The sequence below is a fragment of the Agromyces albus genome (genome assembly GCF_030815405.1).
GTDB lineage: Bacteria > Actinomycetota > Actinomycetes > Actinomycetales > Microbacteriaceae > Agromyces > Agromyces albus_A.
Window position 1 is genome coordinate 734,276 of the sequence record NZ_JAUSWX010000001.1, and the last position, 11,882, is coordinate 746,157.

The following is an 11,882-nucleotide window of genomic DNA, read 5'->3' on the forward strand; positions in this document are numbered from 1 at the left end:
TCAGCGGGCCGATCCGGTGAGGGCGTCGGATGCCGCGGGGCCGGCGATGCTCGCGGCATCCGCGGCGCCCGGCGCCGTGGTGCTGCCGGCGGCATCCGTCTGGGCCACGCCCTCGAGCGTCACGATGGGGAGCTCGATGCGACGGCCCTGCTCGGAGGACGCGAGACCCAGCTCGGCGAGCAGCACGCCGCGTGCGCCCGCGAGGAAGTCGTAGTGGTTCGGGGCATCGTCGACGACGTGGCGGATGAACTCCTCCCACTGCGTCTTGAAGCCGTTCTCGAACTCCTGGTTGCCTGGGCTCTCGATCCAGTCGGCGTCGTAGTCGTGCGCGTCGGCGAGGTCGGGGTTCCAGACGGGCTTCGGGGTGGCGTTGCGCGGCTGGATCTTGCAGCCGAAGAGCCCCACGACGGCCGAGCCGTGCGTGCCGTCGACCTGGAACTCGACGAGTTCGTCGCGGTTGACGCGAACGGTCCAGCTCGAGTTCAGCTGGGCGACGACGCCGCCCTCGAGCTCGAAGACCGCGTAGGCGGCGTCGTCGGCGGTGGCGAGGTACTCGTCGCCCTGCTCGTCGACGCGGCTCGGGATGTGCGTGACGGCCTGCGCATACACCGACTCGACGCGGCCGAAGAGGTTCTCGAGCACGTAGCTCCAGTGCGGGAACATGTCGACGATGATGCCGCCGCCGTCTTCGGCGCGGTAGTTCCAGCTGGGGCGCTGGGCGGGCTGCCAGTCGCCCTCGAAGACCCAGTAGCCGAACTCGCCGCGCACCGAGAGGATGCGGCCGAAGAAGCCCGAGTCGATGAGGCGCTTGAGTTTCTGCAGGCCCGGCAGGTAGAGCTTGTCGTGGACGACGCCGTTCTTGATGCCGGCGGCCTGCGCGAGGCGCGCGAGCTCGAGGGCCTCTTCGAAGCTCTCGGCGGTGGGCTTCTCGGTGTAGATCGCCTTGCCGGCGGCGATCGCCTTCTTGATCGCTGCTGCACGGGCCTTCGTGACGAGGAAGTCGGCGTAGATCTGCCAACGCGGGTCGGCGAGGGCCTCGTCGAGGTTCGTCGTGTAGTGCTCGATGCCGTGCTTCGCGGCGAGCTCGGCGAGCTTCGCCTCGCTGCGGCCGACGAGGATCGGCTCGACCTGCACGCGAGTGCCGTCGGCGAGCAGCACGCCGCCCTGCTCGCGGATCGCGAGGATGGAGCGCACGAGATGCTGGCGGTAGCCCATGCGCCCCGTTGCGCCGTTCATGATGATGCCGATGGTCGACTCTGCCACGTTGGTTCCTGTTCAGCCGGGAGCGGGCGGCGCGAGCCGAGTCCGCTGCGGGAAAGCGTTTACCCGAAGTGAAGTGTAGGACAGGGTGGTGCGATTCGCAACACCCCGTGTGCGGGGATGGTTTTGATACGGCTGCTTCGCTGCCTACTCAACCACCGGACGTCGAGGGGTCGGGTGGTCTCGATACGGCTGCTTCGCTGCCTACTCAACCACCGGGCTCAGAGCGTGATGCCGGGGGTCGACTCCCGCAGCACGACCTCGGTGCGCACCGCGCCCTCGCTCGAGGCGGTCTCGTCACCGAGGGCGAGTCGGAGCGCGCGGCGCCCGAGCTCCTCGAGTGGGACTCGCACGGTCGTGAGGGCGGGCGTGACGTCGCGGACCGTGGGGATGTCGTCGAAGCCGGCGACCGCGACATCCGTGCCGGGTGTGAGGCCCGCGTCGCGGACCGCCGAGAGCGCGCCGACCGCCATGACGTCGTTGGCCGCGAAGACGAGTTCGATGCCGTCGAGGCCCGATTCGATGAGCTGGCGCATGCCGTCGTAGCCGCCGTCGCGCGTGAACGCCGCGCGCACCACGTGCTCGTCGTCGAGCGTGCCGCCCGCCGCGGCGAGGCCGGCGCGGAATCCCTCGACGCGGTCGGCCGCGGTGCGGAGGCCCTCGCCGCCCGTGATGACGGCGAACCGGCGGTAGCCGATGCCGACGAGCTCACGTGCGAGCGCCTCGGCTCCGGCGGTGTTCTCGACGATCACGGTGCGGAAGTCGAACTCGTTGCGGCTGATCAGCACTACCCGCCCGCCCGAGCGCTCGTAGGCGGCGAGCTCCTCGCCGAGCGCGCCCTCGGTGGGATCGCTCGTCGGGCGCGAGCCCGCGAGGATCATGACGCGGGGACGCTGCCCGCGGAGGGTGCGCACGAGCTCGAATTCTCGCTCGGGGTCGCGCTCGGTCGCCGCCATCGTGACGATGAGCCGCTCGTGGTCGGCCTCGGCCACGACGCCCGCGGCGATCGAGGAGAAGTAGGGGTCGGCGATGTCGGCGACGAGCAGGGCGACGGTCGTCGTCGTGCCCCTGGCGACGGCCTGTGCCGAAAGGTTGGGGGAGTAGTCGAGACGCGCGGCGGCGTCGAGCACGCGCTTGCGGTACTCGTCATTGACCTTGCGCGTGCTGCCGTTCAGCGAACGCGACGCAGTGGCGAGCGAGACGCCCGCCTCGCGAGCGACGTCGTGCAGGGTCGCCGGAGTGCTCTTGCTCGTGCCGATCCCGGTCTCCGTCATCGGTTCCTCCCGCGTTTCCGAGGGGCGTTCTCCGCTCCGCTCGCGCGATCCGACTCTACCGCGCGGCCCTTTCCACGACCCGGCGGTTTGGCCGCCGCGGCCGTTGCTGGTAGAACGGAGATAGCGCTTTCTCCTTGATTCTAAGGCGAGACCCCCGTGAATGGGATGCCTCGGGGGAAGCGCTTTCTCAACCGAGACCCGAGCGGAGCAGGCGATGGCGCAGCAGGAACGGTACGGACTCATCGGCACGGGCAGTCGAGCGGGAATGTACGTCGGTGCGCTCATCGGCGAGCACGCCGACGTCGCGAGCCTCGTGGCGTGGAGCGATGTGAACCCCGGGCGTCTCGACGTGTACGAGCGGGAGATCGCCGCGTCGGGGCATCCGCTGCCCGTCCGCTATCGGCCCGAAGACCTGGAACGGATGATTCGCGACGAGCGCCTCGACCGCATCATCGTGACGACCCCCGACTACACGCACGCCGATCTCGTCGTGCGCTCACTCCGCGCCGGCGCGGACGTGGTCGTCGAGAAGCCGCTCACGATCGACGCCGAGAGCGTTCGGCGCATCGGCGAGGCCATCGCCGAGACCGGCCGAGAGGTCATCACGACGTTCAACTACCGGTACAGCCCGCGCAACAGTTCGCTTCGACGCGTCATCGCCGAGAGGTCGATCGGCGACGTGACGAGCGTGCACTTCGAATGGGCGCTCGACACGGTGCACGGCGCCGACTACTTCCGCCGCTGGCACCGCGACAAGGCCAACTCGGGCGGCCTCTTCATCCACAAGGCCTCGCACCACTTCGACCTCGTCAACTGGTGGATCCAGGCGTCGCCCACGCGCGTCTTCGCGAGCGGCGGGCTGCGCTTCTACGGTGCGGAGAACGCGGCCGCGCGCGGGCTCGGCGAACGTGCCGCGCGCGGCACCGGAGTCATCGGCGACCCCTTCGCGCTCGATCTCGAGGCCGACGCCCGCATGAAGGAGCTCTACCTCGACAACGAGCACCATGACGGCTACCTCCGCGACCGCGACGTGTTCGATCCGGGCATCACGATCGAAGACAACCTCGCCGCGATCGTCGACTACGACTCCGGCGCGACGATGAGCTACTCGCTGAACGCGCACGCGCCGTGGGAGGGCTACCGCGTCACGGTGAACGGCACCGAGGGGCGCGCCGAGCTCGAGGTCGTCGAGCGGGGCGCCGTGCTCATCGGCGACGACGGCCGCGTGGTGATCGACCCGAGCATGCATCCCGGGTACTCGCCCGAAGACGAAGTGCGTCCCGACTCCGAGCGGCTCGTGCTGCAGCGGCACTGGGAGGGCGCGCAGGTCGTGCCGATCCCCGACGGCATCGGCAGCCACGGCGGCGGCGACGCCTACCTGCTCGAGCACCTCTTCCACCGCGTGACGGATGACGCGCCGCTCGGCCGCGTCGCCGGCTACGCCGATGGCGTGAAGGCCGTCTCCGTGGGCATCGCCGGGAACCTCTCGCTCGCGACCGGACAGCCGGTGCTGATCTCGGAGCTCGAGCTCGGGGTGTAGGGCGGCGCGGGGGTGGGCGCGACGTCGCGCGTGAGATGACGCAAATCGACCTTCCCGAGCGTGGAAGGGTCGATTTGCGTCATCTCGCGGCAGCGACAGCGACAGCGGGTGTGGTCAGCGCGGGCCGTCGATGGCGGGAGCGCCCTTCGGGTAAGCGACGAGCATCGCCCCCGAGACGATCCAGACCGCACCGATGGCGATGATGAGCGCCTCGGCGCCGATGCCGGCCGACAGCCCCGCGGCCGCGGCACCAGCCGCGGCCGCGGCGGCGCGCAGGCCCGCGCCCACGGTGAACACCTGCGATCGGAGCGACGGCGGGCTCTGCTGCTTGCGGAGGAGCAGCATCGCCGCCGCGCTCGACGCCGTGAACAGCCCGGAGATCCCGATGGCGGCGATCGTCCATTCCGTGCCGAGATCGAGGGCGGCGAGAACGGTGAACACCCCGGTGGCGGCGAAGCCGGCGCCCATGACGAGCTCGGGCCGGAGCCGCGCGGGATACGCCGAGTTCGCGAGCGCGCCGAGCAGGCCGCCCACTGCGAAGGCCGTCACGATGACGGCTCCCGCGCCCGCATCGCTGCTGCGCTCGACCGAGAGCGCGACCGCGGCGATCGCGAGGCCGCCCGCGCCGAACTGGCTGACGGTGCCGCTCGCGGTGATGACGGCGAGCGGCCGATGCGTCGCGATATGGCGGAAGCCCGCAGCCATCGTGGCGAGCATCGAGCCGTGCGGCTCGCCGGCGAGCGGGCGGAGTCGCAGCGGGAGCGTACCGGCCGCGCCGAGCAACGCGCTTCCCGCCATGAGCAGCGTTGCGAGCCGGGCGGAGCCGAAGGCTGCCGCCGCCGCGACGGTGGCCGGTCCGGCCACCGCTCCGAGGTTGTAGGCCAGCGCGTCGATGGCGTAGGCTCTCCGCTCTTCTGGAATCCCCTCGGTCACGAAGCTCGACAGTCCGCCCATCAGGAACGGCGTCGTGACGCCGGCGATGATGAGGGCGAGCGCGACCACCCATGCGGGCACGTCGCCGAGGAAGGCGGCGACCGTGAACGCCACGGCCGTCACGAGTCCCGCGCCCGCCATGAGCGCTCCCGGCCGGCGCGAGCGATCGAGCACTGCGCCCACGATCGGCGCGGCGACGATGCTCGGCCCCAGTGCAGCGGCCACGAGCAGGCCGCCGAGCGCGACGTCGCCGAGCTGCTCGACCGCGAGCACGGGGATGGCCACGGTGATGCCGCCGACCGCCAGTCGCGGCGGCGTGGCCGCTGTGAGATAGGCCGCGACGCCCACTCAGCTCACCGGCGCACCGGCGCACGCCGTCGAAGGCGCGAAAGAGAGGGAGGCGGTATCGAGGAGCATCAATCGGTCGGCCACACCGCGATCCTGTCACGGACTTCGCGTCGTCGCGATGACGCATCCCACGCGAACTGGGGCGAGCGGGCGGGGTCCGTTGGGAATATGCTGTCGGCGTCGCGGCCAGGCCCGCGCGGGGGCGGTGAATCGGATGCGACGCACGAGCATGTTCATCGCTACGGCAGGAGTCGTGGCGGGGGCCATGGCAGCATTGAGCGGATGCACCTTCGGCGCGGGGGAGCCATCCACCCCGACCACGCCACCCCTGTCCACCGAGAGGCCGGGATACGGCAACCCGCCGGCCGACGCCGTCGCGACGGTCACCGACGAACGCATCGAGGCGGCGGTCGCAGCGCTCCCCGCCTCGATCGAACAACTCATGGATGAGACCGGCATGCCTGGGCTCGCCGTTGCGGTCGTGTACGGCGGCAAGCTCATCTACTCGGAGGGGTTCGGTGTGCGCAACATCGACAGCGGAGAGCCCGTCGACCCCGACACCGTGTTCCAGCTCGCGTCGGTGTCGAAGTCGGTCGGTGCGACCGTCGTCGCGCACGAGGTGACCGAGGGCGTCGTCGACTGGGACACTCCGGTCGCGCTGCACCTGCCCGAATTCGCCCTCGCCGACCCTTGGGTCACCGAGCAGGTGACGATCGGCGACCTGTATGCGCACCGCTCGGGGCTCTTCAAGCATGCGGGTGACGAGCTCGAAGACCTGGGGTACGACCGCGGTGAGGTGCTGCAGCGACTCCGGTACACGCCATTGTCCCCGTTCCGCTCGACGTACGCGTACGGCAACTTCGACATCACCGCGGCGGCGGAGTCGGTCGCTCGCGCCGCGGGCGTCGACTGGGCCGACCTGTCTGAGGAGGTGCTGTACGAGCCGCTGGGCATGCGCTCGACGAGTTCTCGGTTCGACGACTTCATGGCGGAGGGGAACCGCGCCGACGGCCACATCCTCGACGACGACGAGTGGATCGTCACCCCGAGCCAGCGCCAGCCCGACGCCGAGTCGCCCGCGGGCGGGGTGAGCTCGAGTGCCACCGACATGGCGGCGTGGATGTCGATGGTCCTCAGTGCCTCCGGCCCGGATGCCGAGGCGAACGACGTCGTGAGCCCCGAGGCGCTCGTTCCGGCGATCACCGCCCAGTCGGTCTCGGGCGCGGCGGCGCTCGGTTACCAGCGCTCCGGGTTCTACGGTTACGGCTTCAATGTGGGGTCGACAGCGGGAGGCCTCGCCTCCGTCACCCATTCGGGCGCCTTCTACCTCGGTGCCGGCACGACGTTCAGCATGCTCCCGGAAGCAGGGCTCGGCATCATCGCCCTCGCGAACGGCTCCGCCGACGGCACCACAGAGGCCGTCGCCGCCCGCTTCATGGATCTCGCCCAATTCGGGGAGATCCGCCAGGACTGGTTCGCGCTGTACACGGCCCTGTTTACCGCGGAGGCCGGTCCTACCGGGGAACTCGTCGGGGAGTCACCTCCCGCGGATGCCGCGCCGGCTCGCGCGCTCGCCGAGTACGCGGGGGACTACGTGAACGACTACTTCGGTACCGCCCGGGTCACCGTGGTGGGTGATTCCCTCGAGCTCACGGTCGGCCCGGGCACGGTGGTCTGGCCGCTCGACCACTGGGACGGCGACGTGTTCGTCTTCGAACCGTTCAGCGAGAACGCAGCCCTCGGCAGCGTCTCGCAGACGACGTTCGACGGGTCCACGCTCGAGATCGAGTTGCTCGACGAGCACGGACTCGGCACGTTCACCCGCGCCGCGGGCTGAGCCGCGAACGCCCTGCGGCAGCGTCACAGAAGGCGTCGACGCCCACTCAGGTCACCGGCGCACCGGGCAGGCGCAGCACGCCGTCGACGCGGCGCGGGATCCCGAGCGGGTTCGACTCGCGGAGCTCGGGCGGCAGCACGGCATCGGATGCATCCTGGTACGCGACGGGCCGGAGGAACCGGCGCACGGCGGTCACGCCGACCGAGGTGTGGATCGACGTCGTCGACGGCCACGGGCCGCCGTGCTGCTGCGCCCAGCTCACGGCGACGCCGGTCGGCCAGCCCGCGAAGAGCACGCGGCCGGCGATCTCGGTGAGTACCTCGACGATGCCGCCGAGTTCCTCGCCGGGCTCGGCGTGAACGGTGGCCGTGAGGCTGCCGCCGATGGAGTGGATCGCGTCCAAGGCGTCGTCGAGGCGGTCGTACTCGACGACGAGCGTCGACGGGCCGAAGCACTCGACGAGGAGCGCCGACGGATCGGCGAGCACGGCGGCGGTCGTCGTCGAGAGCACGACGGCCGATCCGGTGCCCGGCTGCTGCGCTGCGTAGCCCGCCACGACGGTCACGCCGTCGTGGGCGGCAAGGCCCGAGAGCCCGTCGGCGAACGCCGCCGCGATGCCGTCGGTGAGCATCGGCACTGGTGCGGTCGCGCCGACCGCCGCTCCGACGCGCTCGGCGAAGCCGGAGCCCGCCGGCACGAATACGACACCGGGGTTCGTGCAGAACTGTCCGGCCCCGAGGGTGAAGGATGCCGCGAGTCCCGCGGCGAGCTCGTCGGCGCGCGCGTCGAGCGCGGCGGCGGTGATGAGCACGGGGTTCACGGCGCTCAGCTCACCGTAGAAGGGGATGGGGTCGGGTCGGCCCGACGCGAGGTCGAAGAGCGCGCGGCCGCCGTGCAGCGATCCGGTGAAGCCCACGGCACGGATCGACGGATGCTGCACGAGCGCGACGCCCGTCTCGCGGCCTTCGACGAGGCCGAACACGCCGTCGGGCGCCCCCGCCGCGGCCAGTGCACCGGCGACGACGTCGGCGGTGCGACGCGAGAGCCGCGGATGCGCGGAGTGCCCCTTCACGATCACGGGGCATCCGGCGGCGAGGGCCGACGCGGTGTCGCCACCCGCGACCGAGAAGGCGAACGGGAAGTTCGAGGCGCTGAAGACGGCCACCGGGCCGAGCGGACGCAGCATGCGGCGGAGGTCGGGGCGCGGCGGGATCGTCTCGGCATTCGGGTGGTCGACCGTGGCCTCGAGGTAGGAGCCCTCGACGACGGCCTCCGCGAAGAGCCGCAGCTGCGAGGTCGTGCGGGCGAGCTCGCCCGTGAGGCGAGTGGTGCCGAGGTGAGACTCCTCGTCGGCGATGGCGATGAGCTCGGGCCCATTCGCATCGAGGGCATCGGCGACCGCGGTGAGCCACGCGGCACGCTCGGCGGCGGTGGACGCCACCGTGACGGCGAAGGCGCGCCGGGCGGCATCCGAGACCTCGTCGAGAGTGGTGCGGGTGGCGGTATCGGTCGTGGTCATGATTCCTCCGTGGGATCAGCGGATGCCGCGGCATCCGCTCGGTCATCGGTGAAGCGGATGCCCAGTCCAGTCTGCCCCGTCGTGCGTGCCCGCGTGCCCTCGACCATGACCGGCGATGGCGATGCGATCACGCCGAGGTCGGCGAAGGAGGCGTCCTCGACGGATTCGACGAGGTGCTCGCCCGGCAGCGTGAGCGCGAGCTGGGCTGAGAGCTCGAGGAGCAGGTGCGGCGCGAGATCCACGCCGCGATCGTCGGCGAGCGACGCGATCGCGAGGAACGGGGTGATGCCGCCGACGCGCACGATGTTCGGCTGCACGACGTCGACGACGCCCGCGTCGATGAACTCGGCGAACCGGTAGCGCGTGTGCAGGTTCTCGCCGAGGGCGATCGGCACGTCGATGCGGTCGCGGAGGGCGACGTGCGCGGCGAGGTCGTCGGCGCGCAGCGGCTCCTCGATCCAGGCCAGGTCGAAGGGGGCGAGGGCGTCGAGCGCCCGCTCGGCCTGCTCGAGGCTCCCACCGCTGGTTCGCGTCGATCATGAGGTCGCGGTCGCCCCCGATGACCTCGCGGACCGCCGCGATGCGCCGCACGTCGTCGTCGAGGAGCGAACTGCCGACCTTCACCTTGACGGCGTCGAATCCCGCGGCCACCCAGCGTTCGGCTTGCGCGACGAGCTCGTCGAGCGGGTAGTGCAGGTTCACGCCGCTGCCGTAGATCGCGGCGACGTCGTGGCGGCGGCCGAGGTGGTCGGTGATGCCCACGCCGGCCCGGCGTGCGGCGAGGTCCCAGAGCGCGAGGTCGAGCCCGGCCATCGCGATCGTCGTGATGCCGCCGCCACCGCCCTCGTGCAAGTGGAGCCAGAGGGGGGTCCAGAGCGACTCGGCGTCGGCGTCGCGCCCGACGGCGAACGCGGCGATGTCGTGGTCGAGGTGCGCCTGTACGGCCGCGGCGCCGATCGAGGGGGTCCACGAGAATCCGTAGCCGACGTCGCCGGCCGAATCCTCGACGACGACCTCGATGAGGGAGATGTCGGTGACGTCGGGCCCCCACGGGCGCCGCAACGGCACGCGCACGAGCCGCGTCGACAACCGCCGGATCGAGGTGGTCACCGCGCGGCCGCCGCCGTCACTGCTGTCGGTCCAGCCGCAGCCGCCGGTGGCGCCGTCACTGCCGCAGCCGCCGCCGTCTCGAGCCGCTCGGCGAGCGCGAGGCCGTCGTCGAGGATCGCCGCGAGCCGGGATTCCTGCTCAGGCGACGGGTCGACGAGCGGCGGGCGCACCGAGCCGACGGGAAGGCCGCGCAAGCGGAGTCCCGCCTTGATGAGCGACACCCCGAAGCCGGGTGTCTCGTCGCGGAGTCGAACGAGGGGCGTGTAGAACTCGCGCAGGAGCGACATCCGTGTCTCCTCATCTCCGTCGGTGTAGGCGCGATAGTGCAGCCCGGCGAGCTCGGGGATCATCGCGAAGGCGGCCGACGAGTAGAGCGGGATGCCGATGCCGCGGTAGGCGCCCTGGCTGAGCTCGGCCGTGAGCAGGCCGTTGAAGAACTGCAGGTCGCGCCCCGTTGCCTGCGCCGCGAGCACGATCTCCTGCGCGAGCCCGATGTCGCCCGTACCGTCCTTGAAGCCGATGATGCGCGGGTTGCGGACGAGCCGCGTGATCGTGTCGGCGGTGTAGCGCGCGGTGCCGCGGTGGTAGACGATCACAGGCAGCTCGGTCGCCGCAGCGACCGCCTCGACCCACGCGACGAGGCCGTCGGCGGTGCCCGAGACGAGGTACGGCGGAAGGAGCAGCAAGCCGTCGGCTCCGGCGTCGGCCGCGCCCCGCGCGAGCTCGATCGCGTGACCGAGCGGGCCGCCGGTGCCGGCGATCACGGGCACGCGCCCGGCCACGGTCTGCACGGTCGTGCGCACGACGTCGACGACCTCACCGGCCGCGAGTGCGTGGAACTCGCCGGTGCCGCACGCCGGGAACACCGCGCCGGGGCCGAACGGGAGCCGGCTCTCGACGTGCTCGGCGAGCAGGTCGAGCTCGACGCCGCCGTCGGCGCCGAACGGCGTGACGGGGAAGAAGAGCACTCCGTCGAATCGGGGAGCGGATGCGGTCATGAGGCCCTCGTCTCGTGCGGTCGGATGACGGATGCGGCGACGGATGCCTCGGAGGCGACGGATGCCGCGTCGAGCTCGGTGCGCCAGCTGCGCGCCGGCCGCCATCCGAGCCGCCGTTGGGCCTTGCCGATGTCGAACACGGGCTGCGTGCCCGTGAGCAGCTCGGCGGCCTCGCCGAGACCCGGGGCGAAGTCGCGCCAGAGCTCGGCCACGGGGCGCACGGCGAGCGAGTCGGCGGCGCCGACGAAGAACCCCTCGCCGTCGATGGCGGCGGCGGGGGCTGCGAGCCACGCGGCGACGAACTCCGCGGCATCGCGCGCGTCGACGTAGTTGAAGAGGCTCACCGCGGCGAGGGCGGGGTCGGCGAGCCGCTCGGCGATGGTGTGGCCCTGTTGCGTCGGGGCGCCCGCCCATTCCTCGGGGGAGACGACGTAGCAGGGCCGGAAGAAGCCGAACGCGCCGTTCGACGTGCGGGAGAACATTCGCACGGTGTCTTCGATGACGACCTTCGAGAGGGCGTAGGCGTTCGTCGGCGCGACCGCATGGCGTTCGTCGATGGGCACGGATGCCGCATGCCAACCGGGCGAGCCGTAGCCGATCACCGTCGGACTGCTCGCGGCGAGCACCCTCGCCACTCCGCCCCGAGCTGCGGCGGCGAGCACGATGTGCGCGAGGCTCGTGTTCGTGAGCAGGATGTCGCGCTCTGGCGCGCTGAAGGGCACGGCGATGCCCGCGAGGTGCACGAGCGCATCGGGTCGCACTTCGTCGAGCAATCGTTGGACGGCTCGATCGTCGGCGAGGTCGATCGCCCGCTCGTCGATGCCGTCAAGACCGCCCAACGTGCGGTCGGCGCCCACGACGAGGTGGCCCGCCGCCACGAGGGCGGCGCAGACGCTGCGGCCCAGACGACCGGATGCACCGGTGACGACGACGTGCATGGCTCGTGCTCCCTTGCTGAGAAACCGCTTTCTCGCTGAGAGCCTAGGGGAGGCGCGCGTCTCGGGCAACTTCGGCGCTACACTGGGGAACCGATTTCCCGGCGTGTCGGCACGCCGGCATCGCA

At 71.4% G+C, this 11,882-nt stretch carries 10 protein-coding genes and 1 pseudogene; 3 read left to right on the forward strand and 8 right to left on the reverse strand.

Features of this window, described 5'->3' with window-relative positions; genetic code table 11:
• Both QFZ29_RS03410 and QFZ29_RS03415 read right to left on the reverse strand, forming a co-directional pair.
• Entirely contained in the window at positions 1-1,236 is a 1,236-nt protein-coding gene (locus tag QFZ29_RS03410) for a Gfo/Idh/MocA family protein (protein WP_306896585.1), read from the reverse strand.
• A 245-nt stretch (positions 1,237-1,481) separates the two neighbouring features.
• Positions 1,482-2,534, reverse strand: a complete 1,053-nt coding sequence (locus QFZ29_RS03415) for a LacI family DNA-binding transcriptional regulator (protein WP_306892846.1) — start codon at positions 2,532-2,534, stop codon at positions 1,482-1,484.
• A gap of 214 nt (positions 2,535-2,748) precedes the next feature.
• Here QFZ29_RS03415 and QFZ29_RS03420 point away from each other — a divergent pair, with 214 nt between their 5' ends.
• Positions 2,749-4,074, forward strand: a complete 1,326-nt coding sequence (locus QFZ29_RS03420; RefSeq protein ID WP_306892847.1) for a Gfo/Idh/MocA family protein — start codon at positions 2,749-2,751, stop codon at positions 4,072-4,074.
• 114 nt (positions 4,075-4,188) lie between these two features.
• Here QFZ29_RS03420 and QFZ29_RS03425 read toward each other — a convergent pair whose 3' ends face one another.
• Positions 4,189-5,355, reverse strand: coding sequence for an MFS transporter (locus tag QFZ29_RS03425; RefSeq protein WP_306892848.1), 1,167 nt, complete (start codon positions 5,353-5,355; stop codon positions 4,189-4,191).
• Positions 5,356-5,620: 265 nt separating this feature from the next.
• On the opposite strand from QFZ29_RS03425, the gene QFZ29_RS03430 reads away from it, so the two are divergent.
• The gene (locus tag QFZ29_RS03430; RefSeq protein WP_306892849.1) at positions 5,621-7,192 is read left to right on the forward strand and encodes a serine hydrolase; all 1,572 of its coding nucleotides are present in this window, start codon (positions 5,621-5,623) and stop codon (positions 7,190-7,192) included.
• Between the two features lie 46 nt (positions 7,193-7,238).
• Here QFZ29_RS03430 and QFZ29_RS03435 read toward each other — a convergent pair whose 3' ends face one another.
• Positions 7,239-8,711: an aldehyde dehydrogenase (NADP(+)) gene (locus QFZ29_RS03435; RefSeq protein WP_306892850.1), complete on the reverse strand. Its 1,473-nt coding sequence runs from the start codon at positions 8,709-8,711 to the stop codon at positions 7,239-7,241.
• On the reverse strand, positions 8,708-9,178 hold the full coding sequence (locus QFZ29_RS03440) for an enolase C-terminal domain-like protein (protein WP_306896587.1): 471 nt from the start codon (positions 9,176-9,178) through the stop codon (positions 8,708-8,710). The genes QFZ29_RS03435 and QFZ29_RS03440 overlap by 4 nt, the downstream gene beginning before the upstream one ends.
• Between QFZ29_RS03440 and QFZ29_RS03445 the strand changes: the two genes are divergently transcribed.
• A complete protein-coding gene (locus QFZ29_RS03445) occupies positions 9,131-9,253 on the forward strand; it encodes a hypothetical protein (RefSeq protein ID WP_306896832.1) in 123 nt (40 codons plus the stop codon). The two genes, QFZ29_RS03440 and QFZ29_RS03445, sit on opposite strands and share 48 nt — an antisense overlap.
• On the opposite strand, the pseudogene QFZ29_RS03450 reads toward QFZ29_RS03445, so the two are convergent.
• The 3 genes and pseudogenes from QFZ29_RS03450 to QFZ29_RS03460 all read right to left on the reverse strand — a co-directional run.
• A pseudogene (locus QFZ29_RS03450) lies at positions 9,252-9,821 on the reverse strand (enolase C-terminal domain-like protein); the annotation flags it as partial. The gene QFZ29_RS03445 and the pseudogene QFZ29_RS03450 overlap by 2 nt on opposite strands.
• Positions 9,818-10,819, reverse strand: coding sequence for a 5-dehydro-4-deoxyglucarate dehydratase (locus QFZ29_RS03455; protein WP_306892851.1), 1,002 nt, complete (start codon positions 10,817-10,819; stop codon positions 9,818-9,820). The pseudogene QFZ29_RS03450 and the gene QFZ29_RS03455, both read right to left, overlap by 4 nt.
• A complete protein-coding gene (locus QFZ29_RS03460) occupies positions 10,816-11,757 on the reverse strand; it encodes an NAD-dependent epimerase/dehydratase family protein (protein ID WP_306892852.1) in 942 nt (313 codons plus the stop codon). Before QFZ29_RS03460 ends, QFZ29_RS03455 begins: the two co-directional genes overlap by 4 nt.
• Between the last annotated feature and the right edge of the window lie 125 nt (positions 11,758-11,882).